The sequence below is a fragment of the Robiginitalea sp. SC105 genome, from assembly GCF_014243345.1.
Classification (GTDB): Bacteria; Bacteroidota; Bacteroidia; order Flavobacteriales; family Flavobacteriaceae; genus Robiginitalea.
The window spans coordinates 38,702-64,685 of record NZ_JACLZF010000002.1 but is presented as its reverse complement, the minus strand read 5'-3'; the positions used below and the strand labels follow the sequence as shown (position 1 = coordinate 64,685).

Here is a 25,984-nt window from a genome sequence, read left to right as displayed (position 1 = left end):
ATGTTTTGGGTGACCGACCCGTCCCATCCCCTGCCAAAATCCCCTTCGGCTACCCATCCCGGCCCCGGGAAACCCGTTTTTTTGTACTATCTTTTGGAAATCAATACCCTAATAACCAGGAACACATGAAAAAATTACGCAAAGAAGACATCAGCCAGGAAGTCTTTGACCTCTATGACGCCTATGCCCACAACCAACTCAGCCGCCGCCAGTTTATGGACAAACTCTCCACCTATGCGGTCGGGGGGATTACAGTGATGTCCCTGCTGAGCTTTATCATGCCGGATTACAAGAACAAACTACAGGTTTCCCAGGACGACCCCCGGTTGAAAACCGAATATATCACCTACCAGTCCCCCGAGGGGGGCGGCACCATCAAAGGCCTGCTGGCCATGCCGGCCGAAGTCAACGCCAATCTCCCGGGGATCGTGGTGGTCCATGAGAACCGGGGGCTCAACCCCTATATCGAGGATGTTTGCAGGCGGGCAGCTCTCGAAGGCTATATCGCCCTGGCCCCGGATGCCCTCACCCCTTTGGGTGGCTACCCGGGCAACGACGATGACGGGCGTGCCCTGCAGCGGGAACGGGACCGGTATAAAATGCTGGAAGACTTTATCATGGGGTTCAGGTACCTGAAATCCCACGAACTTTGTACCGGCAAGGTCGGGGTCGTCGGCTTTTGCTTCGGGGGTTGGATCTCGAACATGATGGCAGTCCGCCTCCCGGACCTGGGGGCTGCCGTACCGTTTTACGGGGGCCAGCCGGATGCCGAGCTGGTACCGGAAATCCAGGCGCCCCTCTTGCTGCAGTACGCGGGGCTGGATGAGCGGGTCAATTCCGGCTGGCCAGCCTACGAGGCGGCCCTCCAGGCCAGCGAGAAGCAATATGCCGTCCATTTCTACCCGAATGTAAACCACGGCTTCCACAACGACACGACCCCCCGGTACGACGAAGAAGCGGCCAAGCTCGCGTGGCAGCGGACGGTCAACTTTTTCAACCAGCACCTGAAATAAGCTCATGCCGCAAATCCCATGGAGATTTTACGAAGCCTTTTAAATAAGTTTCCCGATGCCCTGGGGTATCTCCTGGTTGCCTGTATGGCCCCCTGCATGCTATCGGCCCAAAGCGCACCTTACGACGGCCCGGTCATCGATATGCATGTCCACGCCTACCAGGAGCCCCAGCCGCTCTTCGGGCTATCGTTCACAAACCCACTCACCGGCCTGCAATACCAGACACCGGCAGGCCTGGAGGCCCACAAGGAATGGACTTTTGAAAAAATGCGCGAACACCGGATCGTCAAGGCAATGGTCAATTACAATCCAGACTGGCAGGCCGAAGACCCGGACCGAATCCTGGGCGGGCTCGGCACCGGCGACCCGGAAGACCTGCGCCGGCTTGCCAGGGAGGGGAAGCTGCAGGTAATGGCCGAAATGTCCCAGTATTACGGGCAGCAACTGGCGGACGACCCGGCCCTGGACCCCTACTTTGAGCTGGCGGAAACCCTGGACATCCCGGTGGGCTACCACATTTACCCGGGCGGCCCCCCGGGAGGGCTGTACTCGGGCGCTTATCCGGGTATCCGGGCCGCCAACGCCAACCCCATGCAAATCGAAAACGCGTTGCTCGCACATCCCGGACTCCGCATCTATATCATGCATGCGGGATGGCCCTACCTGGAGGACATGAAGGCATTGCTCTACGTACACCCGCAACTCTATGTGGATATCGGGGTGATCAGCTGGGCCCTGCCCCGGGCTGAATTCCACGCCTACCTGCAGGGCCTGGTGGATGCCGGGTTCGGGAATCGCATCATGTACGGCACTGACCAGATGGTTTTCATGGGGACTTTTGACCAGGCCATGGAAAACGTCAACAGTGCCCCCTTCCTGAGTGCGGAGCAAAAGGCGGATATCTTTTACAACAACGCGGCTGCATTCCTGAACCTGACCCCCGAGGAAATCGCCCTTCACAAGGAACTGACCCGGGAATGATGGTTTATTTCGCGCTCCGGTGGATCGCCTCTTCCGGGAACGGGAACAGGATGGTAGAGTTCTTTTCCGCCGCGATATTTGAAAGCGTCTGGTAGAGGCGCAGCTTGATGGCGGACGGGGAATCATCGATCATCTTCCCGGCCCTCAAGAGCGCGCCGGCTGCCTGTTCCTCTGCCTGGGCAAGTATGACCCGGGCCCTGCGGGACCGTTCTGCCTCGGCCTGGTTGGCCATCATCCGGCGCATGTTCTCCGGCAGCTGGATATCCTTGATCTTGACATCGATGATATCAATCCCCCAACCGGAGGTTTCCTTTTCCACGGTTATCTTGATGTTGTTCCCCATCTCCTCCCGTTTGGAAAGGATGGTATCCAGTTCGACCTTCCCGCAGACATCCCGCAGGGCGGCCTGGGACAACTGGGTGATGGCGAAGTTGTACTCCTCCACTTCCAGTACGGCCTTTTCGGGGTCGTTGATCCGGAAGAAGACCACCCCGTCGATGCTGCAGGGCACGTTGTCTTCGGTCATTACTTCCTGGGATACAATATTGATGGTAATTACCCGGATGTCCACCTTCTGGATGGTTTCCACCAGGGGGATGATCCAGCGGAGGCCGGGGTTGAGGGTCTTAACGTACTTCCCGAACCGGAATTTCAGGGCGCGCTTGTATTCATAGACAATGCGGATCCCGGAAAGGATAAAAACCAGCAGCAGGACTGCAAAAAAGAATAAAGGGTTCATAGCTTCTTGTTTTAAGGGGTTATGCAGGAGAAAATGGAATAGAATTACGATACCGGGGGCTCCCGGAAAACGCGGGTCCCGGCCTTGAAGATCCAGTACTCCCTAATTTACGCCGAAGTTGCCGGATGCCGAAATGCAAGCCCAATCCGGTTCGTTAAATTTTTGGTGCCAGCAGCCGCGTCAAACTGGCCTGATGCCAAAAGCCTGGCCCACTGGCCTGGTCAAACGAGCCAGGCGCCAGCAGAGCGGTCCCGCCAGGTCGCAGGCAAAATCCCTAAAGGACCTGCTAATCCGCAATCACCAGGGTCGGATCCAGCGGATAGCGGCCAAAGCCCGCGCCGTAAACGGCAATTCCCCCCTCCCCTTCGGTCTGCAGGGTGATCCGGACCTTCCGGTCGGTTGCCCTGGCCCTGCGCAGCGCCTCTGCCGGGATGGGCACCTGTACCAGGAAGCCGTAAGAGCCGGCCTCCCGGAGTTTTCCGTCCCGAAGCTGGTAGTGCCAGGACAGCACCCCCCGGTGGTCGGCCGGGTCGTCCGGCAGCGTCAGGGTGTCGACGGCTTCCCCGTTTACTTCCACGCGAATGCGGGAGGGGAACAACACCTCATCGGTCATGGGGTAGGAATTCGGGTTGCTGCTCGGCGCCACCCGGGAGCCCTTCATAAAATCCTGGTCGGCCTCATAATTCTCCCGGTCCTTCACAAAGAATTCCTTAGCCGAAAGCTCCGCCAGGAAGTAGGCGGAATCCCCCGCAGCCGGACCGGCAGGCAACTCAAAAGTATATTCAAAATACCCCGAACCGGCGCCGTTGGCCTTCCGGCCCTCCAGCACCTCCCAGACCTTCCCGCTCCAGTCCGCGGCGGTCCAGGCACCGGGCTTTTGGGTGATCCTCCGGACACCCGCCGGTTCGGTCCCGCCTTCTACGATCAGGTGCATGAAATTCCGGCTGAGTACAGTGCCATCCGGGCCCGCCACCTCAAAGGCCAGCAGCCCGAGGCCATTTTCCCCGGGCACCTGTATCCCGAGGGGGTCCAGGGATGCCTGCATCCAGGGTGTATGCGCCACTTCCAGGCTGCCGGACAGGGCTTCCCGGTTTTGCCCCAGCGGATTGGTCATGGTAAGGGTATACCTAAGGGTCAATGGCCCCCCTAAATCCCGGCCGGACATATCGGATAGGAAAAGGGGGACCTCCACCTGCGAGCCGGCTGTGACTTCCCGGCTGATCTCCTGCCCGGTGGAGAGGTAAATGCCTGCATGCAGGTCCCGGAGGCCCATTCCCGGCACCAGCTCGCCCATGCCCGTTTCCTTCTCACTCCGGTCAAACCGCCAGTAGCCATTCCATTCGTTGACCACGTCGTGGTGCTCCGTATAGAGCCAGCCGGCCACCTTCGGATAAGTGCGGAAGGCGTTCATCATCTTGTGGTAGTCCCAGCTCCAGTCCACATCGCCCGTGCTGCCGTCATAGCCCCATACATTGCCGCATTCGGAATTCAAAAGGGGCTGATTCCCCTGCCGGAAGCCGTCTTCAAAATGGTACGGGCTCCCCGGATAAGTGTTTTCGGTGATTTCCCGCAGGTGTTCGTCCCATTTGTATCCTGGCAGGTACTGGTGCCAGGAATTGATATCGGTTTCCGTATGCCCGTAGCCACAGCATATGGAATTGTCCTCGGCCAGGCGGGTGGTGTCCAGGGACTTCGCCAGGTAGTACATTGAGGCTACCCAGTTCTGGGTATCCCGGGTATATTTCCCGTCCCGGGTCAGGCCCCAGGTCTCGTTGAAAACAATCCAGGAGAAAATGGCCGGGTGATTGAAGTCCCGGTCGATCATCCGCCGTAGCGTATATTCGGATTCCGCCTGCATGGCCGCATCCGGGCTGCCCCAGCTGTTGGGAAGGTCTGCCATGACCAGCAGGCCCAGCTTATCCGCCCAATAGAGCTTTCGGGGCACCTCCACCTTGATATGGATGCGGATCCCGTTCAGGCCGATCGCCTTGGACCGCTCGATTTCCTCCCGCATGAACGCATCGCTCGGGAAGGTGTAGAACCCTTCCGGGTGGTAGGACTGGTCGAGCGCCAACTGCAGGTAGACGGGTTTGCCGTTCAGGGCAATGTAAGGGTATTCCGTCCCCGGCAGGTTGGCCACGGAGATCTTCCGCATCCCGAAATAAGTGCCTACCCGGTCGTCCCCCAGGGTCGCCGCCACCTCGTAGAGATAGGGGTCGTCCAGGGTCCAGAGGCGGGCATCCGGCATATCGATGCGCAGGGATTGACGGGATTCCCCTGCGGGGATGGTAATTGTGGCCTGCAGGGGTCCCTGGGGGGTAGCTATCACCAGGGCGACCTCGGTGGTATCTGTTGCAGGGGCCGGCAGGACCGCGGTGGCTGCCACCTGGGACCGGTCGATGTCCGGCTCGAGCCGCAGGGCCTCCAGGTACTGCCCGCCCCGGGCCTCCAGGTAGACCGTTTGCCAGATCCCCCGGGCATTTCCGTACCCCTGTTTCCCGTAAAGCGTAAAATCCCGACGGGTATCATCGGCGCGGATGACCAGTTGCTGGGCCTCCCCGGGCTTCAGGTGCCGGGTCAGTTCGAGTTCGATGGGGACATACCCGCCCTGGTGGGAACCAACGCGCTTGCCATCCAGCCAGACCGTGGTCTCCCAGTCGCTCGCCCCGATGATCAGGTAAACCCGCCGGTTTTTCCAGGTGGGGTCTACCCGGATGGTCCTCCGGTACCAGCCGATATCCGCAGCATCCTCCACTCCGGACAAAGCCGAGCCCCAGGGAAAGGGCACGGTAATTTCCCGGTCAAAGCCTGTGTTCCCGGAAGCCCATCCGGCCTCCATGCCCTTGTTTTTGGGGTCAAAGGTAAATTCCCAGGTCCCGTTCAGGTTCACCCAGTCCGGCCGGTGCCAGTCCGGACGCGGGTGTTCGGGGAGCGGGATTTCCCCGGTTTGGGAATGGGCAGGGACCACGGACAGGGCCAGGATCAGGATGGGCAGGTACAACTTTAGCTTCATGGAAGGAAATATGGCTAGGTTCACTTTTCGATAATCGCTTTAAAATTTATAGATAAAATACCGGACCAGACAGCCTTCGTCCGTTTATTGCGGACCAGGCGTCATCAGATTTTAAAATTAAAACCTTCCTCGGCCACTTTGCGGTCGTACTTCTCTTTATCGAACGTGTAGAGGTAGGCGCCCTTTCGCGCCACCGTCATGTCTTTTTCGTCCAGTTTGATGAGCACGTCCAGGGAATTGATCTTGTTCACAAAATTCCGCTTGTCCAGTTTTTTGTCCAGGATGGACTCGTAGAGGGTTTGGAGCTGGCGCATGGTAAATTTCTCGGGCAGCAACTCAAAGCCGATGGGCCTTTTCAGTGCGCGCCTCCTCAGGCGTGCCACTGCTTTCTCGACCATGTCGTTGTGGTCAAAGATCAGGTCTGGCGCTTCGGAGAGCTTAAACCACTGGGCCGTTTCCAGGCGCGGACCGTCAAACTGGTGCGAATCCACATCGATCAGTGCATAATAGGCCACGGAAATGGTGCGCTCCCCGGGGTCCCGGTCCACCTTGCTATAGGCCTGCAATTGCTCCATGTAAATATCCCGGAGTCCGGTAAGGGCCTCGAGCACGCGGACCGCCGCCTGGTCGAGGTCCTCCTCCCGTTTCATGAAGCCACCGATCAGCGACCATTTCCCTGATTCCGGTTCAAAATTCCGCTTGATCAGCAGGATCCTCAGGTGGTGTTTGTCGAAACCAAAAATGATACAGTCAACAGCCAGCAGGACCTTGTCCTCTTCCCTATAGTGATTTAAATCCATTCCCGATCCGATAAGGCCCGTGACCAGGCCGAAAATTTCTTTGTTGATTCCACGGAAAAAGTACCATTTTTTTTCCCATTTGTTAAAAAATGTATTTTAAAATCTTTTTTTGAATAATTCGGGAGAATTACTATCTTAGAAATGTACAAAAAACACTTATGTGTTCCCGGGTCCTCAAATCCCGGTGCTGTTTGAATTAGTTTTGAGTTTTAGTTAATTGATAAGGGCCGTGTCTGCACCACGGCCTTTATTGTCTTTAATACACGTTCACCTTAATACACGTTCAACTTCAAAACACCTAATCATGTTCCGATTCAAGATTTTTTTGATGCTGCTGGTATTGGGGCCCGCCGCCATAGGACAGCAGGCAACCCCGGTCAGCATTGCCCAACCCGAAAACCCGGAAACCATCAGCAGGCACATCTACGGCCACTTCGCCGAACACCTGGGCCGCTGTATCTATGAGGGATTCTACGTGGGCGAAGGCAGCCCGATCCCCAATACGGACGGGATCCGCAGCGATATCGTCGCGGCCCTGCGCGAATTGTCCATCCCAAACCTCCGCTGGCCCGGCGGCTGTTTTGCCGACACCTACCACTGGAAGGACGGCATTGGCCCGAAGGAGGAGCGGCCCACCATCGTCAATACCTGGTGGGGCGGGGTTACCGAGGACAACAGTTTTGGCACCCACGACTTCCTGAACCTCTGCGAGCTCCTGGACACAGACCCCTATATTACGGGCAATGTGGGCAGCGGGACCGTACAGGAACTGGCAGATTGGGTACAGTACACCAACTTTGACGGCAAAAGCCCCATGTCGGACCTCCGGCGCCAGAACGGCAGGGATGAACCCTGGAAGGTAAAATACTGGGGGATTGGCAATGAAGCCTGGGGCTGCGGAGGCAACATGCGCCCGGAATACTATGCGGATGAATACCGCAAATACGCCACCTTCCTTTCCAACAGCGGCATTGAGGGCGGGGTCTACAAAATTGCCTCCGGGGCCAGCGACGACGATTACAACTGGACGGAGGTGCTGATGAAAAATGTACCGGCCCGCCTGCTGCAGGGGGTTGCCCTGCACCATTACTCGGTGATTGACTGGAATGCCAAGAGTTCGTCGGTGGATTTTACGGAGGAGCAGTATTTCCAGACCATGGAACGCTCCTGGCGGATGCAGGAACTCATCGAAAAGCATGTGGCCATCATGGACAAATACGACCCGGAAGGCCGGGTGGACCTGGTGGTGGACGAGTGGGGCGGCTGGTATGACGTGATCGACGGCACCAACCCCGGCTTCCTCTACCAGCAAAACACCATGCGCGATGCAATGATTGCCGGCCTGGTGCTCAACATCTTCAACAACAATGCCCGCAGGGTGAAAATGGCCAACCTGGCCCAGACCGTCAACGTGCTGCAGGCCGTCATCCTCACCGAAGGCGAAAAAATGCTCCTGACCCCCACCTACCATGTGATGCATATGTACAAGGTGCACCAGGACGCGGCCCTGTTGCCGGTAACTCTGGATTCGCCGGAGTACGAAGTAGCCGGGGAAAAATTACCGGCCCTGTCCGTGTCGGCCTCCCGGGACCCCGCGGGCAAGGTGCATATTTCCCTGGTGAATATCGACGCCGGCCAATCCCACCCGGTATCCATAGACCTGAAAGGCGTGTCATCCGGCAACCTTACGGGTAAGATCCTGCAATCGGGCAACCTGCAGGACCACAACACCTTTGACAATCCCGACAAGGTCCGGCCGTCGGATTTCAGCGACTTCCGGGTACGCAACGGGATGCTGACCATGGAACTCCCCCCGTTTTCGGTAGTGGTGCTTTCTGAGGATTAAGGTTACTTAAACGGATAAGATGGAGCAGTATGTCATCGGCCTGGATTACGGAACGGACTCGGTCCGCGCCGTCCTGATCGATACGGCCGACGGGTCTGAAAAGGCTTCTGCCGTCTTTGCCTACCCGCGTTGGGCAGCCGGAAAGTATTGCGACCCGGCAGCCAACCGATTCCGGCAACATCCCCTGGACCATATCGAGGGGCTGGAATCCACTATCCGGGAGGTGTTGGAAAAAAGCAATGTGGACCCTGCCGCCATCCGGGGCATCTGTATCGATACCACGGGCTCCTCCCCGGTGCCTGTTACTCGGGAGGGGAACCCGCTGGCGCTGGAACCGGGGTTTGAGGAAAACCCCAATGCCATGATGGTCCTATGGAAGGACCACACGGCCATTTCGGAAGCAGAGGAAATCAATGTGCTGGCGCGCAGCGGCAATGGTCCGGACTACACCCGGTATGTGGGCGGCATCTATTCCTCGGAATGGTTCTGGGCCAAGATCCTGCATGTCGCCCGGGAAGATACCGGGGTCCGGAAAGCGGCGTGGTCCTGGATGGAGCACTGCGATCTGATGACCCACCTGCTGACCGGGGGCACCGATCTGATGGCTTTTAAGAGAAGCCGGTGTGCGGCCGGGCACAAGGCCATGTGGCACCCGTCCTGGGGGGGACTGCCCCCCGCCGGGTTCCTTTCACGCCTCCACCCCTACCTGGGGGAGCTCCGGGGGCGGTTGTATTCGGGAACCTTTACCTCCGACCAGCCGGCCGGCCGACTCAGCGCGACATGGGCCCGGAGGCTGGGTCTGACCACGGATACAGTGGTAGCCGTCGGCACATTCGACGCCCATGCAGGAGCCGTGGGCGCCCGGATAGACGACCACACGCTGGTCCGGGTCATGGGCACCTCCACCTGCGACATCCTGGTTTCCCAAAACAAGGAACTGGGCGAACAAACGGTCCGCGGGATTTGCGGGCAGGTGGATGGCTCGGTCATCCCGGGCAGGACCGGTCTGGAGGCGGGACAATCCGCCTTCGGTGACCTTTTGGCCTGGTTCCGCGATGTACTCAACTGGCCATTGGAAAACCTGGTGTACAATTCCCCCGAACTCGACGCCTCGAAACGGGACGCCCTGAGGGCCGACATCGAAAGCCGCCTGATCCCGGAACTCACGGCAGCCGCCGCAAGCATCCCCTGGTCCGAAAGCCTGCCGGTGGCCCTGGACTGGATCAACGGGCGCAGGACCCCGGATGCCAACCAGGAACTGAAAAGCGCCCTGGCCAACCTTTCCCTTGGCACAAAAGCCCCGCATATCTTCAAAGCCCTGGTTCTTGCCATTTGTTTCGGGTCCAAAAAAATCGTGGACCGCTTTGAGGAAGAGGGCGTTGCCATCCGTTCGGTAATCGGCATTGGCGGGGTGGCGCGCAAATCCCATTTTGTCATGCAAACGCTGGCCGATGTACTCGGCAGGCCCGTGGCCGTTGCCGCATCCGACCAGGCCCCGGCCCTGGGAGCAGCTATTTACGCGGCTGTGGCGGCGGGGATCTATCCGGATGTCCCTGCAGCAGCCGCCAAAATGGGTAGTCCCATCGAAAAGGAATACCACCCCAGGCCCGGGGAATCCGAAGCCCTCCAACCGTACATGGAACAATATGACCGGCTGGGTGCATTCGCCGCAACCTTAACAAAATCCGATTGAAATGGCATCTGCATATACCGCTTTAAAAGAAGCATGTTACCAGGCCAACATGGAACTCAACGCCCTGGGCCTGGTCATCCAAACCTTCGGCAACGTCAGTGCGGCCGACCGGCAGCAAGGGGTTTTCGCCATCAAACCCAGCGGGGTCCCCTATAGCGAATTGCGGGCGGAGGATATGGTAGTCCTTGATTTTGAAAACCAGGTGGTGGAAGGAAAGCTCCGCCCCTCCTCCGATACCCGGACCCACTCCTACCTCTACAGGCAATGGGAGGGGATCGGGGGCATCGCCCATACCCACGCCCTCTACTCGGTAGCCTGGGCACAGGCACAGCGGGACATCCCCCTGCTGGGGACCACGCATGCGGACCACCTGACCCATGACATTCCCTGCGCACCCCCCATGGCCGACTCCCTCATCGAGGGGGACTACGAACACAATACGGGGATACAGATACGGGATTGCTTCGAATCCCGGAAGCTTTCTCCCGAAGAAGTCCAGATGGTCCTGGTCGGGAACCACGGGCCTTTTTGCTGGGGAAAAGATGCAGCGCAGGCCGTTTACAACAGCAGGGTGCTTGAAACCGTGGCACAAATGGCCTACCTGACCCTGCAGATCAACCCGGGGGCAGATCGGATGAAAGACACCCTGATCGCAAAACACTATAACCGGAAACACGGTAAGGACGCCTATTACGGCCAATAAAACAGAATGGATTGAACATGGAGATACAGCACAAAGAAATTTGGTTCCTCACCGGAAGCCAGCACCTGTACGGGCCGCAAACGCTTAAACAGGTAGCTGCGGATGCGGAGGCGATCGTGGCCGGCCTGAATAGCTCAGGGAACCTGCCCGTCAACCTGGTTTATAAACCGATACTTACCACGGAAGGGGAGATCACCAGCCTGTGCCGGCAGGTCAATTCCAACCCGGCGTGCATCGGGGTCATTCCCTGGATGCATACGTTTTCGCCGGCCAAAATGTGGATCAGGGGACTGGGCGAACTGGGCAAGCCCGTTTGCCACCTACACACCCAGTACCGTGCCGGGATCCCCTGGGACAGTATTGACATGGACTATATGAACCTGCACCAGTCCGCACACGGGGACCGGGAATTCGGGTATATGATGACCCGGATGCGAAAGGCGCGCAAGGTAGTGGCAGGCCACTGGCAATCCGCAAGGGTTCAGGAAAAGCTCAGCGTCTGGGCCCGGGTGGCACTCGGGGCAGATGCGCTTCGCAATATGAAAGTGGCGCGCTTTGGGGACAACATGCGGGAGGTAGCCGTCACCGAAGGAGACAAGGTGGAAGCCCAGATGCGTTTCGGCATTTCGGTCAACGGCTACGATTCCTCGGATATCACCGGCCGCCTGGCATCCATCGCAACAACCGATATCGACCGCCTCCTGGAAGAATATGAAGCCGGATACGACCTGGCTCCCGCCCTCCGGAAAAACGGGGCGCAAAGGGCCTCCCTGGTGGAGGCGGCCCGAATAGAACTGGGGATGCGGGCTTTCCTGGAGGAAGGCGGGTTTGACGCCTTTACCGATACCTTTGAAAACCTGGGCGCGCTCCGGCAGTTGCCGGGCATTGCCGTTCAGCGGCTGATGGCAGACGGTTACGGTTTTGGGGCCGAGGGCGACTGGAAGACCGCTGCCCTTGTCGCAGCCTGCAAAATCATGGCCAAAGGCCTCAAAGGGGGCACGTCATTTATGGAGGATTACACCTACCATTTCGGCGAAAACAAAAGCCTGGTGCTCGGATCCCATATGCTGGAGATCTGCCCGTCCATTGCATCCGGCAGGCCCAGTTGCGAAGTCCACCCCCTGGGGATCGGCGGGAAGGAAGACCCGGTCCGCCTGGTATTCAACTCCCCGGCCGGGCCCGGCATCAATGCCTCCCTGATAGATATGGGCAACCGGTTCCGGCTGGTTGTCAACGAAGTGGAAGCCGTGTCCACCCCGGCGGAACTCCCGAAACTGCCCGTGGCCCGGGTCTTCTGGGACGCGAAACCCAATCTGGAGGCGGCGGCCACTGCCTGGATCCTGGCCGGGGGTGCCCACCACACCGTGTATTCCCAGGCCCTGACCACTGCGTATATGGAGGATTTTGCCGATATTTTCGGTATTGAACTGTTGGTCATCGATGCAGAAACGCGGATCAGGGAGTTCAAGGACCGGATCCGTGCCAACGAGGTGTATTACCAGCATTTTCGCCATGGCATGTAGGCAGGCGGATTGGCCTTCCGGCAGGATGGGGAACCGCTGCCGCGGATGAGCCCTCTTGCGGTTCTCCCCGGTCACGCGTTACAAATGCAAGCAAACACACGAATACAACCAAACACACAAACAAACTGAAAAATGATGGATCGGACTTTCAAACAGGCAATTCGGATTTCCCTGTGTTCCCTCTTGCTGCTCGCGGCAGGCTGCGGCGGACCCAAAAAGGATGCAGACGCTGCAGGCGGTATTGAACAGGCCCCCGACACTATGGCCATTGGCCAACAATCCTTCGGCACCCTTCCCGACGGGCGTGAGGTTACCCGGTATTCCCTGCGGAATACCTCCGGGATGGAAATCGGGGTTATCAACCTCGGTGGGATCATCACGGACTGGACAGCCCCCGATGCCTCAGGGAACTATGAGGATATCGTCCTGGGCTTCGACAACCTGGAGCCCTACCTGGATGGCAACCCCTATTTCGGGGCGCTGATTGGCCGGTACGGGAACCGGATTGCGGGCGGATCCTTTTCCCTGGACGGTCAGGCTTATACACTGGCCAAAAACAATGGCGAAAACCACTTGCACGGCGGGGTCAAGGGATTTGACAAAGTCCTGTGGCAGGCCGAGCCGCGCCAATCCGACGCGGGCAATACCCTGGAACTTACCTACCGCAGCCCGGACGGGGAAGAGGGGTACCCCGGGAACCTGGATGTCAAAGTCACCTATACGCTTTCCGAAGCCGGCGAGCTGGATATCCTGTACGAGGCAAAGACCGACAAGCCCACCGTGGTCAACCTCACCCAGCACAGTTATTTCAACCTGTCGGGGGATTTCTCCCGGCCCATAACCGACCACATGTTAACCCTGCAGGCCGATGCCTATCTGCCTGTGGATGCCGGCCTGATCCCAACCGGGGAGATCCGCCCTGTCGCGGGTACGCCCTTCGACTTTACGCAGCCCAAAACCATTGGGGCCGAAATCGATGCCGATAACCCGCAAATTTCCCTGGGGGGCGGTTATGACCATTGCTGGATCCTAAACGGGCCCGATGCCGGCTTCCGCAAGGTGGCCACGGTGACCCATCCCCCAAGTGGCCGCAGGCTGGAGGTATTTACCGATGAGCCGGGGGTGCAATTCTATACGGGGAATTTCCTGGACGGTACGCTTCCCGCCAAGGGGGGAGGTACGTATGCCCGGCGGAGCGGCTTTTGCCTGGAAACCCAGCACTACCCGGATTCCCCCAACCAGGAAGCTTTCCCGTCCGTCAGGCTCGACCCGGGGGAAACCTATTCTTCTCATACGAAATTCAAACTCACAACCAACTAAACCCTTCAAGCCATGCAAATGCTCGATTCCCTGGACTGGGTAACCATTTCCATCTATTTCCTGATCCTGCTCGGAATTGCCGTATGGGTGATCCTGAGAAAAAAAGAAAATACGGAAGACTACTTTCTGGCCGGCCGCAACATTGGCTGGTTCGTGGTGGGGGCCTCCATCTTTGCCTCGAACATCGGGTCCGAACACGTAGTGGGGCTGGCCGGGACGGGGGCCAGCAACAAGCTGCCCCTGCTGATCTATGAAATCCACGCCTGGATCGTGCTGGCCCTCGGGTGGATTTTTCTCCCGTTTTATGCGCGGGCCGGGGTGTTCACCATGCCGGAATTCCTGGAAAAGCGCTTCGATGCGCGTTCCCGGTGGATTCTGTCCATTTTTTCGATTGTCGCCTATGTGCTGACCAAGATTTCCGTGACCATCTATGCGGGTGGCGTGGTGGTCTCTGCCTTGCTGGGTATCGACTTCTGGACCGGGGCCATTGCCACCGTGGTGCTCACCGGCATCTATACAGTCCTTGGGGGAATGCGCGCCGTGGTGTACACGGAAACCTTGCAGGCGATCATCCTGGTCCTGGGGGCCGCTGCCCTGACCTTTATCGGGCTGGACCGCGTGGGCGGGTGGGAAAGCATGCGGGAAACCGTTACCCCGGAGTACCTGAATATGTGGCGCTCCGCTACAGACCCGGATTTCCCATGGCCCTGGCTGGTGATTACCAGTACCATCGTCGGGATCTGGTACTGGTGTACGGACCAGTATATCGTGCAGCGGGCACTGACCGCCAGAAATATCAAGGAGGGCCGCCGGGGGACCATTTTCGGGGCCCTGCTCAAACTTATGCCCGTATTCCTGTTCCTGATACCCGGGGTTATTGCCCTCACCCTCAAGATGCGGGGCGAACTCCACTGGGACAGCCCGGACGAAGCCTTCCCCGTGCTGATGAGCAACCTGTTGCCTTCCGGTCTCCGGGGCCTGGTTGCGGCTGGATTGCTGGCAGCCCTGATGAGTTCACTGGCTTCCGTCTTCAATTCCTGTTCCACCCTGTTTACGGTGGATATCTACAAAAAGCTCAAACCGAAAACCCCGGAGAAAAAACTGGTGCGCACCGGGCAGATCGCCACAACCATCGTGGTGATCATCGGCATTATCTGGATACCGATCATGGCGAATATCTCCGGCGTGCTCTACGAATACCTGCAAAGCGTGCAATCCTACATCGCCCCGCCGATCACGGCGGTATTCCTTCTGGGGATCTTTTACAAACGGATCAATGCACAGGGGGCTTTCATTACGCTGGTAACCGGGTTTGTGGTGGGCGCGCTCCGTATCGTACTGGAACTTTCCAAGGGTTCCCTGGAACCCGGAACCTTCCTGCACACCCTCGGGGCGATGAACTTCCTGGTTTTTGCGGCCTGGTTCTTCCTGTTTTGCATGGCGCTGCTGGTCGTGGTCAGCCTCCTCACCCCGGCACCTGCCGCGGAAAAAGTGGAAAACCTGACCTATGCCACCATCACCGCCGAAGAAAAACAACGCAACAAAGCCAGTTACAACTGGAAAGACATCCTGGTGTCGGTGATCATCGTGGGCATCGTGATCGGGATCATGGTCTGGTTTAACGGGAAATAAAAAACCGGCAGCCCCATGGCTGCCGGCCTGTCTTATCGATCGGCCATCACATTGTTGTAACGGGTGGCTGCCTCTGGGAAATCAGGTAATTAGGTTGCCTGCATCGTCCCATTCGGCCTGGATATTCCGCTTTTCCTGGTCCACGCACTTGGCAATCCATTCCGGGTCGTAGGCCACCCCGTGCTGGGCGAGGACTTCCTCGGGGACGCCGTCCCACACGTTCGGGGAATTGCCTTTGTACCCCAGTTCCTCGATGCCGATTTTCGAGGTGTAAAAACCGGTGAGCGTCAGGTTCCGGACCAGGGAAAAGAAATTCACTGCCGGGTCCCTTTCCAATTGGGGTACTTCCGGATCGTAATAGGCTATGGGGTCGATCAGTTCTTTTTGTTCCGCCTCCGTGGTATCCACAAAGGATTTTCCAAACTGGGTGTTGGACTTGTGGTCCAGGTCCAGCAAGCCGCCGCGAAGGGGGGTCTGCAGGTCGGGCAGGTCCTTTGCCATGAATTCGATGAACCCGGCCACATCCGCATCGGAGGCCCCCTTAAATTGCTCGCCCGGGGGCAGGATCACATCGCATAATACGGTGAGCAATTGCCGCTCATGCTCCGTCAGGAGGGTTTCCTCCATCAATTCCTCATCCCTCTCGAGCTCTTCCGGGGTACGGCCGTAGTAATCGCTGGCCTTCTGGTCAATGGCGGCTGCCAGTTCCTGCTCTTCGCCGGGTTTGCACCCCTGTAGTACCAGGCCCCCGGCCAGGGAACCGAGCACAATGGATTTTAGGCTTTCTCTTCTGTCCATCTGATCAGATATTTTGTTGTTTCAATTCATTGACGATATATTCCGAAGCCCGCATCGAGAGGGCCAGGATGGTCCAGGTACAGTTCTTGTCGGCCTGGGATACAAAGGGGCCCGCATCCACCACAAAGACATTGTCCGCATCGTGGAGTTGGTTGTAACGGTTGGTCACCGAGGTCTTCGGGTCGTCCCCCATCCGGGTAGTCCCCACTTCGTGGATGATCATCCCCGGGGCCAGCAACCCGTAGTCCCTGTCTTTTCCGGGTTTGTCCCCCAGGGGTTCCCCGCCCATGTTCACAATGATCTCCTCAAAGGTGTCCTGCATATGGCGCGCCTGGTTCCGTTCCAGGTCGGACCATTTGTAATGGAACCTGAGTACCGGGATACCCCACTGGTCGCGGACGTTGGGGTCGATTTCGCAGTAGTTCTCCTTCCGGGCAATGGATTCCCCGCGGCCGCTGAGGCCGACCACCGCACCGTAATATTTTTTGACATCGCTCCGAAGCACGTCCCCATAGCCGCCCACTTTGGTCCCGAAGAACTTATTGAACTCATTGGCATTGAAACCGAAGCCATAGGAGGGCATTCCCATCCCGCCCCATATCTCGATATGGTAGCCCCGTGGGAAATCCAGCTTCGAATTGTCGCCCCACCAGGGGGAGTACACATGCATGCCCCCTACCCCGTCTTCGTTGTAGGATACGCTGCGGTTCATCAGGTCCGGAATGAATCCGGCCCGGCTGGCGCCCGTGGAATCGTGGAGATATTTCCCCACCAGGTCGCTGCTGTTCCCCAGGCCATTCGGGTGCTGCGGGCTCTTTGAATTCAGCAGGATCCGGGCACTGCTGCAGGCAGACGCCCCGAGGATCACCACTTTGCCTTTTAATTTGTATTCCTTGCGGTCCTCCTTGTTGATATAGGACACGCCGGTGGCCCTGCCGTTTTCATCCGTGGTCACTTCCCGTACCACGCAGTTCACAAACAGGTCTACCTGTCCCCGGCTTTTCTGGGCCGGGAATATCAGGCAGGTGCCGGCGGAAAAATCCGCATATACCTGGCAGGCGCGGCTGCACTGCCCGCAGTAAAAGCATACCCCCCGGTCCGGGTTGATCCGCTTGGTAAGCATTGACATACGCGACGGGTATACCGGCACCTTGGTCTTCTGGGCCCCGCGGATATAGAACAATTCGTGCAGGCGCGGTTTGGGGGGCGGCAGGAAAAAGCCGTCCGGGTCGTTGGGGAGGCCTTCGTTGGTGCCGAAAACCCCGATCATCTTGTCCACCCGGTCGTAATAGGGCTTGACATCCTCATACCCGATGGGCCAGTTGTCGCCGTATCCGTCGATATCCTTGTGCTTGAAATCCTGGGGGCCGAATCGCAGGGAAATCCGCCCCCAGTGGTTGGTCCGCCCGCCCAGCATATGGGAGCGGAACCAGTGGAATTCCGTGTTGTCTTTGTGGGTATAGGGCTCGCCCTCGATTTCCCAACCGCCATAGGCAGCGTCAAAATCCCCGAATGCCCGGGTGGTTGAGGCTCCCCGCCTGGGGCTTTCGTAGGGCCATTTCATCTGGGTCCGCTGCTTTTCATCGGCCGGGTCAAAGAAGGGCCCCGCTTCCACAACGGCCACGTTCAGCCCGGCATCCGCCAGGACCTTGGTAGCCATGCCGCCGCCGGCACCCGACCCGACGACAATCGCATCGTATACCTTGGAATCTTCAATAATCTGCATAGTAATGGGTTTGCTTAGTTTATTCTGGAAGTTCAGTCTGATTCGTAAAGGAAGTCAGTACACATAGGCTTAAAGATACACAAATCATCAAATGTGCAGGGGGCATTTGCCGCTCGTTTTGCGCAGTGTCCCCTGATTTTTCCCTTACCCCCTGGAATGCCGTTCCTCGTACTCCCTGAGCTTCAATAACCTGCGTTCGTGCCGCAGATCCCCGCTGAAACTTGTTTCCAGCCAGAGCCCGATCACCTCAACGGCTTCCGATTCCGAGATGAACCGGGCCCCAAGGGAAAGGACATTGGCATTGTTGTGCGTCCGCGAAAGGGAGATGATCTCCCTGGGCCCCCCGTAATACAGTGCGGCACGGACCCCCCTGACCTTGTTGGCCGCCAGGGCCTCGCCCTGGCCGGACCCGCCGATGACCACCCCCAGGCTTCCTGGGTCGGCGGCAACCGCTTCGGCAGCAGGCAGTATATAATCCGGGTAGTCGTCTTCCGGGTCATACGTTTCAGGGCCCATGTCCCGGACCTCACGCCCGGAATCCCGAAGGAACCGGACCAATGCCGTTTTCAGGTCAAAACCGGCGTGATCGGATGCGATGTAAATCATAGCTGCGGATGCGTAGGCCGGCTTCCCTTCGGCTGCCGGCATTGTTGTTAAAGATACAAACACCGGGGAAAGCGGGAATGAATCCTGGGCGGATGCTTGCGTTTTGCGGCCTGGGAGGCGATATTGAAATCGGGTGGGTGGGGCCCCGTCCTAAAAAAACGCATCATGCCCCATTGCCACCTGATCCAAAAAAGCGTAACTTTTTGCAAATCAATACACCATGCAAACGATCCTGGGTTCCGGGGGTGCCATCGGCAAAGCCCTCGCCAACGACTTAAGAGCATATACTTCGGATATCCGCCTGGTTAGCCGAAATCCGGAAAAAGCGGGTTCCGAAACTGAAATTTTCGCGGCGGACCTTACAGATGCGGACCAGACACGCAATGCCGTGGCCGGTTCCGAGGTCGCTTACCTGACCGTAGGCTTACCCTATTCGCATAAAACCTGGGCAGCTGCCTGGCCCCGGATCATGGAAAACGCAATCGAAGCCTGTTCCCACCACGGGACCCGACTGGTTTTCTTTGACAATGTATACATGTACTCCAAAGCCCGCCTCGACCCGATGACCGAAAACCACCCCGTGGATCCCCCCAGCAAAAAAGGACAGGTGCGTGCCCGCATTGCACAGATGTTGATGGATGCCACCAAGGAAGGGCGGTTGGAAGCCCTGATTGCACGCTCAGCGGATTTTTACGGGCCTGCTGTGAAAAACGTCAGCATCCTTGCCGAAACCGTCATCAAGCCGCTCAGCCAGGGCAAAAAGGCCAATTGGCTGGGGCGGGCGGACAAAAAGCATTCGTTTACCTATGTGCCGGATGCCTCCAGGGCAACCGCCCTGTTGGGTAACAGCCCCGGGGCATATGGGGAAGTATGGCACCTGCCCACAGCGCCGGATCCCTATACCGGCAAAGAGTGGGTGGAATATATTGCGAAGGCGCTGGGAACTGAACCGGCCTACCGGGAGGTAGGAAAGTATATGCTGCAGATTCTCGGGCTGTTTATGCCTGTTATGCGCGAAACGGTTGAGATGATCTACCAGTACGACCGGGATTATGTATTTGACAGCTCCAAGTTTGAAAGCCGCTTTTCGTTGACCCCCACCCCCTATGCGGAAGGAATCAGGCAGGTTGTTGCCTCCGATTTCAGTTAATCCGTCCCCATGGTCAATTGAACCAGACGGCATACCCCTTTCGCCTCAGTTCCAGGGCAAGGGTTTCCTCCATCCGGAGCGCTTCGGCCCGGGTTTTCAATGGTTGGATATGGTTGTAAAGGCTGGGGCGAAGGTACATGCCGTATTTGCGCACGATGGAGGAAGAGAGGTTATGGCCCTTCTGGTTCCGGTAACCCGTACGGTGCTGTTCAAACCGGATCCGGGGCGTTTTGCTGGTCATCCCGACATAGAGGCATTGCAACACCCCGTTGAATTGGGGGTTCGCTTCGCGAAAGCGCCTGTTTTCTGAAAAAACGCGGCGCGATAATTCAATGACGTATATGGTATATGCAGTTGCGGGCATGGCCAATCTTGAACGTTTCCTGTCACTGGGGTGGGCTACCCATTTCAACAGAGAAAAACCAGGTTAAAGACGCTTTTTTATGGCTGGAAAAAATCGTAAATTAAGGGGTTCCGGATCCGGCGCGACCCCGATAGGTTTTGTCGAATTCACATAAGTTTTAACTATTGAGAATCCATCCCCATAAGTTTGGATTATCGTAAATTTATAGCTGAAAATCATTTAAATCAAAGATACACATGGGAAAAGATATTCACGCCAGCACCTCCCAAAACGGGAAGGCATGGGACGTAAACGAATCCAGCGCGTCAAACTGCCCCTTTCTGAACGGGGAATTGCATCAGGCGGCCGGAGGGGGTACCACCAATCGCGACTGGTGGCCCAACTCCCTGAACCTGAACATCCTTCGCCAGCATTCCGAAAAGGTCAACCCGATGGACGAAGGGTACGATTACAAGGAGGCCTTTAAAAACCTCGACCTGAAAGCGGTCAAAAAAGACCTCAGGGAACTGATGACCGACAGCCAGGAATGGTGGCCGGCCGATTACGGACATTACGGTCCCTTCTTTATCCGTATGGCCTGGCACGCCGCCGGGACCTACCGCATAGCCGACGGCCGGGGAGGCGGCGGAACGGGCGCCCAGCGCTTCGCACCCCTGAACAGCTGGCCCGATAACGCCAACCTGGACAAAGCCCGGGTGCTCCTTTGGCCCGTCAAGAAAAAATACGGCAAGAAAATCTCCTGGGCGGACCTGCTGATCCTCGCCGGGAATGTGGCCCACGAATCCATGGGGTTGCCCATGTACGGTTTTGCCGGGGGCCGCGAGGACATCTACCAGCCAGAGGAAGACATTTACTGGGGTTCCGAAACCGAGTGGCTCGGCAACAAGGAACGCTACAATGAAGACGGGGAACTGGAGCGCACCATGGGGGCAGCCCACATGGGACTCATCTATGTAAACCCGGAAGGACCTAACGGGAAGCCCGACCCGGTTGCGGCAGCACACGACATCCGGGAAACCTTCGGGCGGATGGCGATGAACGATTATGAAACCGTCGCCCTCATCGCCGGGGGGCATACCTTCGGGAAAACCCACGGGGCTGCCAAGGATACGGAATATCTGGAGGCGGAACCCGCCGGGGCTTCCATCGAAATGCAGGGTCTTGGCTGGAAGAACAATTTCGGTTCCGGGGTTGGCTCGGATACCATCACCAGTGGCCTGGAAGGTGCCTGGACCGACACGCCCATACAGTGGAGCCATAAATACCTGGAAAACCTTTTCAACTATGAGTGGGAACTGACCAAAAGCCCTGCAGGTGCCTGGCAGTTCAAGCCCAAGGACGGGGCCGGCGCAGGAACTGTCCCGGATGCCCACGACCCGAACAAGAAGAATGATCCCTTTATGCTCGTAACGGACCTGTCCCTGAAAATGGATCCGGCCTACGAGAAGATATCAAGGCATTTTCTCGAAAACCCGCAGGAATTCAAGGAAGCCTACCAAAAAGCCTGGTTTAAGCTGACCCACCGGGACATGGGGCCAAAATCCCGTTACCTTGGTGAAGAAGTCCCGAAGGAAGACCTCATCTGGCAGGATCCGATCCCCGCTGTGGACTATGACCTGGTCGATGACAAGGATATCAGGTCCTTAAAAACCACCATCCTGGATTCCGGCCTGACCGTTTCCGAACTGGTTGGTGCCGCCTGGGCTTCGGCATCTACTTTCCGCGGTTCCGACAACCGGGGCGGTGCCAATGGCGGCCGCATCCGCCTGGAGCCCCAGGTGCAATGGGAAGCCAATAACCCGGTCCAACTGGGGAAAGTTCTGGATGTGCTGACGGAGATCCAGAAGGACTTCAACGCCTCCCAAAAAGGCAACAAACAGATATCCATGGCCGACCTGATCGTACTCGGTGGCTGCGCAGCCGTGGAAAAGGCAGCAAAAGATGCCGGGCACGACATTGACGTGCCTTTTACCGCCGGGCGGGCAGACGCCACCCAGGAGATGACCGATACGGAGTCCTTTGAACACCTGGAGCCGATCGCAGACGGATTCAGGAATTACCTGAAACAGCATTACTCCGTCAGGACAGAGGAGTTACTGGTCGACAAGGCCCAGCTCCTGACCCTGACTGCACCGGAAATGACGGTGCTCGTAGGTGGGATGCGTGCCCTGAATGCCAATTACAATGGCTCCAAGCATGGTATTTTCACCAGCCGGCCCGGGGTGCTGACCAACGATTTCTTTGTCAACCTGCTGGACATGCAGACCAGCTGGAAAGCGGTTTCGGAAGATGAAGAGTTCTTTGAAGGCAAAGACCGGAAGACCGGCAAGGTGAAATGGACGGCTACCCGCACAGACCTGATCTTCGGATCCAATTCCGAGCTCCGGGCACTTGCGGAAGTGTATGCCTGTGACGATGCCCGGGAGAAATTTGTTGCAGACTTCGTCAAGGCCTGGGACAAGGTGATGAACCTGGACCGGTTTGACCTGGCATAGACGTTTAAAAACAGGCAGAAATGCCTGTTGACACGTGTTAAAAGTGGCCCCATTGCGGGCCACTTTTTTTGCATGACGCCAGGGATCAGTTACAAAATTAACTGATAAATGCCTATATTATAGAAGTTTAACTGCCAAATACTTTAGACAACCAATACACCATTATCATGAAAATCAATAAAGAAAACATCCCGGTTACCATGGAGGCCCCGGGAACCGTGATGCGCGCCCTTCCCGGATTCGGTGGGATGACCGTGGCTTTCCATGAATTGCCCAAGGGGACGGATTTTACCCCCCTGTTAAAAGGGCTTAAAAATGACAGTTGCCACTGCCCGCACTGGGGGTATATCCTGGAAGGGGCCATGCGGGCGATATACGATGACGGGAAAGAGGAACTTTTAGAGTCCGGAGACCTGTTTTACCTGCCGGCAGGCCATACCGCTATTGTGGAGAAAGACCTTAAAATAATGGATTTCAGCCCTACAAAGGAACTGGACGAAGTAATGAGTCATATCGGCAAGGTCATGGAACAGGCGGGGGGATAAAAACCCGCCTTTATAAGATCCGCGTAATAGATTAAACTCGCCTACCTCTCCGAAAGTGTGCCGTCTATTTGATAACGGTAATTTTCGGGACCTGTCCATCTCCTGTCCCGGTACCCGTATTGCGTCCAGGATTTCCGGGCATGGCTGTCAAAAGCGTCGATGTCCGAAAGGCCCCATTCGATCTCCACGGCCTTGGAGTCGGCGTAGTCCAGCATCCCACGCCGCTCATCCACCAGGCCGATAAATCCGCTGCCGGAGGTCCGGAAAATCTTGGTCCAACCCTGGTCGGCCACCAGGGAAAAGCCAAAGACTTCTTCATAGTAACGCTGCATCCCGAGCAGGCCCCGGTGATAGGTCCAGGTTATGGAACCGTAAAACCCCAGGGAATCGATTTTAGTGGGAACCGCCCCAGCCGGGTTCAGGACAGCCATGAGCCGCTCGTTTTCGGGATGTTGCTTAAACAGTTCAAATTCCAACAGGTAGCCTCCCGGGTCCACCGCCACAAAGCCGTCATGAGGCCCGCCGTCCCGGGGCTTGTAGGTATATTTTATAGGGACATGCTGCTGTTGCAGGTGGGCATACCAGTCGGGCAATTGATCGGTCAGCAGGGCAATGGCTGTGGATTTTGGCAATCCAACCGGATGGGATGCATCCGGCGGGTGTACCTCCAGGTAGGTATCCGAACTGATCCTGAAACGCGTTGAATCGGCACGTTCCAAACCAAGAACATCCGAGTAAAACGCTACCGCCTCCCCCGGGTTGGCATAGTACAAATGGGTGACTTGCCGGGTGATGCCTGCCGAAGCCAGGTCGCGGTAATCGGAATTGGCGCGCAGGAGGCGATTGATCCCTTCCGGGCTGTATCCGAGCAACCTCCCCAGGCGCCTGGCCAGTTCGCGGTCGGAAAAGGCCTCCCCGGAACCCCTGCCCCGGACATCGGCCCTCCACTGCTGGTACTGAATAAGGCGATCCGGCTCCCTGTAGATAACAAGCAGGGATTTCCCGCTTGTCAGGGCAGATGGGAATAGCCGGGTTTCCGGAAATGCATCTTCCCGGTAAAGCTCCACTCCATACGCGCCCGCGATCCTGAGGAAATCGGACCAGCTCGCATCCAGTTCTTCCGGTGGCATGGGATGGCTAAGGGCGATGGGTTTGGCGCCATTTTCCACGAGTTCACAAAAAACGCCCAAGGCGGTCAACCCTGATTTTTCCGGTGGGGTGACGCAGGAAACGGGCCAAAGCAAAAGCAACCCTGCCATGGCCGGTAACAGTCCGCGCATCCCTTCAGGAAATAGCATCCTACGCAACCGATTTTTCATACGCCTTCCGGATCCATCCTTTGAGTTGTTCATCAATTGTCCCCGGCCCGTTTTTTCAGGATCTCCCCAAGCTTCTCCTGGTTGACCCCGAAGATCCCGTCCTTTTCGATGTCATCCAAAAAGGTGTTGATATACCTGCGGCTCAGCGAATCGCTGTCCCCGTATTTCTCCCGGATCGCCTCGAGCTCCCCGTGCAGCCGGTCCCGAACCTCCGTATAGGCCGGGTCGTCGTACACATTGTGCAATTCCTTCGGGTCCTTTTTCCGGTCGATCAGTTCCCAGTAGTCAAGGTCAAAATAGTAGTGGATCAGCTTGTAGTCCTTGGTGACGATGGCGTAGTGCCTGTTTACCATGTGTTCGGCCGGGTATTCGTAGTAGTGGTAATACACGGCTTCCCGGTCCCAGTCCTCCATCCGGCCGGTAAGGATAGGGAGCAGGCTTTCCCCCTGCATATCCCCCGGCTGCTCCACCCCTGCCGCATCCAGGAAGGTCTGGGCAAAATCCAGGTTCTGCACCATCTCGTCCGACCGGGTACCCGCTGCTACTTTTCCGGGCCAGGCTACCAGCAAAGGGGTCTTGAAGGATTCGTCATAGACAAACCGCTTGTCGAACCACCCGTGTTCCCCAAGGTAGAAGCCCTGGTCCGAGGTATAGACGATAATCGTGTTGTCCATCATATCGTTCGCTTCCAGGTAATCCAGTAACCGCCCTACATTTTCGTCCACCGCCCGGATCGTCCCCAGGTAATCCTGCATGTAGCGCTGGTACCGCCATTTCATCAATTCCTGCTGGTCCATCTGTGGATACGCCTTCCGGAAAGCCTCGTTAACCGGGCCGTAATACTTTTTGAACGTTGCCAACTGGGCGGAATCGAGCTGGTTGGTGCCAAAGGGGAGACGGCGCCTGTCGATGCCGATCTCCTGCAGGCCCAACGCTTCCATGACTTCCTGGTATACCTTCGAATCCCCGGACCAGCTCATGTGTTTCAGGATACTCATTTCCGCCTCGGCAGCTGCCGGACGGCCCTCGTAGCCATCAAAAAGCGTTTCGGGTTCCGGGAAGGTCCGGTTGGTGAATTCCTCCAAATGGCGCCCGGCCATTTGCCAGGACCGGTGGGGGGCCTTGTGCAGGTACATGAGCAGATAGGGTTTGGTGGTATCCCGTTGGGTTTCCAGCCAGTCAAGCGTCATGTCAGTGACAATATCCGTGACATACCCCCTGACCTGTATGGTGCCTTCGTCCTTTGTAATGAACTCCGGGTTGTAATAAGCCCCCTGGCCGGGGAGGATCTTGAACTGGTCAAATCCCTTCGGGCTGTTGCCAAAATGCAGCTTCCCGAACATGGCGGTCTGGTAACCCGCCTCCTGCAGCAACTGGGGGAACGTTACATTGGTGGTGTCGAAGGGGAAGTGGTTGTCCACCTTCCCGTTGATGTGCGAATGCTTCCCCGTAAGGATGGTGGCACGGGAAGGGGCGCAGATGGAATTGGTGACGCTCGCATTGGTGAACAGCATCCCCATCCGGGCAATCCGGTCGATGTTGGGGGTCTCGATGAGCCGGTTGTCGTAGGCCGAAATGGCCTGGTAGGCATGGTCGTCCGACATGATGAAAATGATATTCGGCGGCCGATGCGGCGCCTTTTCGACGGGGCTGCAACTGGGCACGAGCAGCACGGCCCCCAGCAAGAGGGTGGCGACAACGTATTTTTTCATGGACCA

At 57.4% G+C, this 25,984-nt stretch carries 20 protein-coding genes; 11 read left to right on the top strand and 9 right to left on the bottom strand.

The window, feature by feature from the left end; genetic code table 11:
* Positions 1–125: 125 nt before the first annotated feature.
* Both H7F20_RS09370 and H7F20_RS09365 read left to right on the top strand, forming a co-directional pair.
* Positions 126–1,013 (top strand): dienelactone hydrolase family protein, encoded by an 888-nt coding sequence (locus H7F20_RS09370; RefSeq protein WP_185785928.1) that lies wholly within the window; start codon positions 126–128, stop codon positions 1,011–1,013.
* Positions 1,014–1,031: 18 nt separating this feature from the next.
* Positions 1,032–1,994: an amidohydrolase family protein gene (locus tag H7F20_RS09365; protein ID WP_185785927.1), complete on the top strand. Its 963-nt coding sequence runs from the start codon at positions 1,032–1,034 to the stop codon at positions 1,992–1,994.
* 4 nt (positions 1,995–1,998) lie between these two features.
* Here the strand turns inward: H7F20_RS09365 and H7F20_RS09360 are convergent, their stop codons facing one another.
* The 3 genes from H7F20_RS09360 to H7F20_RS09350 all read right to left on the bottom strand — a co-directional run bounded on the left by H7F20_RS09360 (position 1,999) and on the right by H7F20_RS09350 (position 6,546).
* The gene (locus H7F20_RS09360; protein WP_185785926.1) at positions 1,999–2,733 is read right to left on the bottom strand and encodes a slipin family protein; all 735 of its coding nucleotides are present in this window, start codon (positions 2,731–2,733) and stop codon (positions 1,999–2,001) included.
* A 286-nt stretch (positions 2,734–3,019) separates the two neighbouring features.
* Positions 3,020–5,746, bottom strand: coding sequence for a glycoside hydrolase family 2 protein (locus tag H7F20_RS09355; RefSeq protein ID WP_185785925.1), 2,727 nt, complete (start codon positions 5,744–5,746; stop codon positions 3,020–3,022).
* Positions 5,747–5,850: 104 nt separating this feature from the next.
* Positions 5,851–6,546, bottom strand: coding sequence for an NUDIX domain-containing protein (locus tag H7F20_RS09350; protein WP_185785924.1), 696 nt, complete (start codon positions 6,544–6,546; stop codon positions 5,851–5,853).
* A gap of 304 nt (positions 6,547–6,850) precedes the next feature.
* Here H7F20_RS09350 and H7F20_RS09345 point away from each other — a divergent pair, with 304 nt between their 5' ends.
* The 6 genes from H7F20_RS09345 to H7F20_RS09320 all read left to right on the top strand — a co-directional run bounded on the left by H7F20_RS09345 (position 6,851) and on the right by H7F20_RS09320 (position 15,263).
* Positions 6,851–8,392 (top strand): alpha-N-arabinofuranosidase, encoded by a 1,542-nt coding sequence (locus H7F20_RS09345; protein WP_185785923.1) that lies wholly within the window; start codon positions 6,851–6,853, stop codon positions 8,390–8,392.
* A gap of 19 nt (positions 8,393–8,411) precedes the next feature.
* Positions 8,412–10,085 (top strand): ribulokinase, encoded by a 1,674-nt coding sequence (locus tag H7F20_RS09340; protein ID WP_185785922.1) that lies wholly within the window; start codon positions 8,412–8,414, stop codon positions 10,083–10,085.
* 1 nt (position 10,086) lies between these two features.
* The gene (locus H7F20_RS09335) at positions 10,087–10,788 is read left to right on the top strand and encodes an L-ribulose-5-phosphate 4-epimerase (protein ID WP_185785921.1); all 702 of its coding nucleotides are present in this window, start codon (positions 10,087–10,089) and stop codon (positions 10,786–10,788) included.
* Between the two features lie 17 nt (positions 10,789–10,805).
* Entirely contained in the window at positions 10,806–12,311 is a 1,506-nt protein-coding gene (gene araA, locus H7F20_RS09330; protein ID WP_185785920.1) for an L-arabinose isomerase, read from the top strand.
* A gap of 132 nt (positions 12,312–12,443) precedes the next feature.
* Complete coding sequence (locus tag H7F20_RS09325) at positions 12,444–13,631, top strand: aldose epimerase family protein (protein WP_370588499.1); 1,188 nt, start codon at positions 12,444–12,446, stop codon at positions 13,629–13,631.
* Between the two features lie 12 nt (positions 13,632–13,643).
* Positions 13,644–15,263: a sodium:solute symporter gene (locus tag H7F20_RS09320; RefSeq protein WP_185785919.1), complete on the top strand. Its 1,620-nt coding sequence runs from the start codon at positions 13,644–13,646 to the stop codon at positions 15,261–15,263.
* Positions 15,264–15,344: 81 nt separating this feature from the next.
* Here the strand turns inward: H7F20_RS09320 and H7F20_RS09315 are convergent, their stop codons facing one another.
* From H7F20_RS09315 to H7F20_RS09305, 3 genes are all read right to left on the bottom strand, one after another.
* Positions 15,345–16,061 carry a gluconate 2-dehydrogenase subunit 3 family protein gene (locus tag H7F20_RS09315; protein WP_185785918.1) on the bottom strand — a complete coding sequence of 239 codons (717 nt, stop codon included), beginning with the start codon at positions 16,059–16,061 and terminating at the stop codon, positions 15,345–15,347.
* 4 nt (positions 16,062–16,065) lie between these two features.
* Positions 16,066–17,787: a GMC family oxidoreductase gene (locus H7F20_RS09310; RefSeq protein ID WP_185785917.1), complete on the bottom strand. Its 1,722-nt coding sequence runs from the start codon at positions 17,785–17,787 to the stop codon at positions 16,066–16,068.
* 144 nt (positions 17,788–17,931) lie between these two features.
* Entirely contained in the window at positions 17,932–18,393 is a 462-nt protein-coding gene (locus H7F20_RS09305; RefSeq protein ID WP_185785916.1) for an RpiB/LacA/LacB family sugar-phosphate isomerase, read from the bottom strand.
* A gap of 220 nt (positions 18,394–18,613) precedes the next feature.
* Here H7F20_RS09305 and H7F20_RS09300 point away from each other — a divergent pair, with 220 nt between their 5' ends.
* Positions 18,614–19,543, top strand: coding sequence for an NAD-dependent epimerase/dehydratase family protein (locus H7F20_RS09300; RefSeq protein WP_185785915.1), 930 nt, complete (start codon positions 18,614–18,616; stop codon positions 19,541–19,543).
* A 13-nt stretch (positions 19,544–19,556) separates the two neighbouring features.
* Here the strand turns inward: H7F20_RS09300 and H7F20_RS09295 are convergent, their stop codons facing one another.
* The gene (locus H7F20_RS09295; protein ID WP_185785914.1) at positions 19,557–19,907 is read right to left on the bottom strand and encodes a ribose-5-phosphate isomerase; all 351 of its coding nucleotides are present in this window, start codon (positions 19,905–19,907) and stop codon (positions 19,557–19,559) included.
* A 236-nt stretch (positions 19,908–20,143) separates the two neighbouring features.
* On the opposite strand from H7F20_RS09295, the gene katG reads away from it, so the two are divergent.
* Both katG and H7F20_RS09285 read left to right on the top strand, forming a co-directional pair.
* Complete coding sequence (katG, locus tag H7F20_RS09290; RefSeq protein ID WP_185785913.1) at positions 20,144–22,402, top strand: catalase/peroxidase HPI; 2,259 nt, start codon at positions 20,144–20,146, stop codon at positions 22,400–22,402.
* Positions 22,403–22,569: 167 nt separating this feature from the next.
* Entirely contained in the window at positions 22,570–22,947 is a 378-nt protein-coding gene (locus tag H7F20_RS09285; RefSeq protein WP_185785912.1) for a hypothetical protein, read from the top strand.
* Positions 22,948–22,988: 41 nt separating this feature from the next.
* Here the strand turns inward: H7F20_RS09285 and H7F20_RS09280 are convergent, their stop codons facing one another.
* The gene (locus H7F20_RS09280; RefSeq protein WP_185785911.1) at positions 22,989–24,137 is read right to left on the bottom strand and encodes a VOC family protein; all 1,149 of its coding nucleotides are present in this window, start codon (positions 24,135–24,137) and stop codon (positions 22,989–22,991) included.
* 161 nt (positions 24,138–24,298) lie between these two features.
* Complete coding sequence (locus tag H7F20_RS09275) at positions 24,299–25,978, bottom strand: sulfatase (protein ID WP_185785910.1); 1,680 nt, start codon at positions 25,976–25,978, stop codon at positions 24,299–24,301.
* Positions 25,979–25,984 lie beyond the last annotated feature (6 nt).

Excerpts from the sequence above, each read along its gene's own strand:
- H7F20_RS09370 (WP_185785928.1), top strand. The coding sequence starts at position 126 with ATGAAAAAATTACGCAAAGAAGACATCAGCCAGGAAGTCTTTGACCTC.
- H7F20_RS09365 (WP_185785927.1), top strand. The coding sequence starts at position 1,032 with ATGGAGATTTTACGAAGCCTTTTAAATAAGTTTCCCGATGCCCTGGGG.
- H7F20_RS09360 (WP_185785926.1), bottom strand. The coding sequence starts at position 2,733 with ATGAACCCTTTATTCTTTTTTGCAGTCCTGCTGCTGGTTTTTATCCTT.
- H7F20_RS09355 (WP_185785925.1), bottom strand. The coding sequence starts at position 5,746 with ATGAAGCTAAAGTTGTACCTGCCCATCCTGATCCTGGCCCTGTCCGTG.
- H7F20_RS09350 (WP_185785924.1), bottom strand. The coding sequence starts at position 6,546 with ATGGATTTAAATCACTATAGGGAAGAGGACAAGGTCCTGCTGGCTGTT.
- H7F20_RS09345 (WP_185785923.1), top strand. The coding sequence starts at position 6,851 with ATGTTCCGATTCAAGATTTTTTTGATGCTGCTGGTATTGGGGCCCGCC.
- H7F20_RS09340 (WP_185785922.1), top strand. The coding sequence starts at position 8,412 with ATGGAGCAGTATGTCATCGGCCTGGATTACGGAACGGACTCGGTCCGC.
- H7F20_RS09335 (WP_185785921.1), top strand. The coding sequence starts at position 10,087 with ATGGCATCTGCATATACCGCTTTAAAAGAAGCATGTTACCAGGCCAAC.
- araA (WP_185785920.1), top strand. The coding sequence starts at position 10,806 with ATGGAGATACAGCACAAAGAAATTTGGTTCCTCACCGGAAGCCAGCAC.
- H7F20_RS09325 (WP_370588499.1), top strand. The coding sequence starts at position 12,444 with ATGATGGATCGGACTTTCAAACAGGCAATTCGGATTTCCCTGTGTTCC.
- H7F20_RS09320 (WP_185785919.1), top strand. The coding sequence starts at position 13,644 with ATGCAAATGCTCGATTCCCTGGACTGGGTAACCATTTCCATCTATTTC.
- H7F20_RS09315 (WP_185785918.1), bottom strand. The coding sequence starts at position 16,061 with ATGGACAGAAGAGAAAGCCTAAAATCCATTGTGCTCGGTTCCCTGGCC.
- H7F20_RS09310 (WP_185785917.1), bottom strand. The coding sequence starts at position 17,787 with ATGCAGATTATTGAAGATTCCAAGGTATACGATGCGATTGTCGTCGGG.
- H7F20_RS09305 (WP_185785916.1), bottom strand. The coding sequence starts at position 18,393 with ATGATTTACATCGCATCCGATCACGCCGGTTTTGACCTGAAAACGGCA.
- H7F20_RS09300 (WP_185785915.1), top strand. The coding sequence starts at position 18,614 with ATGCAAACGATCCTGGGTTCCGGGGGTGCCATCGGCAAAGCCCTCGCC.
- H7F20_RS09295 (WP_185785914.1), bottom strand. The coding sequence starts at position 19,907 with ATGCCCGCAACTGCATATACCATATACGTCATTGAATTATCGCGCCGC.
- katG (WP_185785913.1), top strand. The coding sequence starts at position 20,144 with ATGGGAAAAGATATTCACGCCAGCACCTCCCAAAACGGGAAGGCATGG.
- H7F20_RS09285 (WP_185785912.1), top strand. The coding sequence starts at position 22,570 with ATGAAAATCAATAAAGAAAACATCCCGGTTACCATGGAGGCCCCGGGA.
- H7F20_RS09275 (WP_185785910.1), bottom strand. The coding sequence starts at position 25,978 with ATGAAAAAATACGTTGTCGCCACCCTCTTGCTGGGGGCCGTGCTGCTC.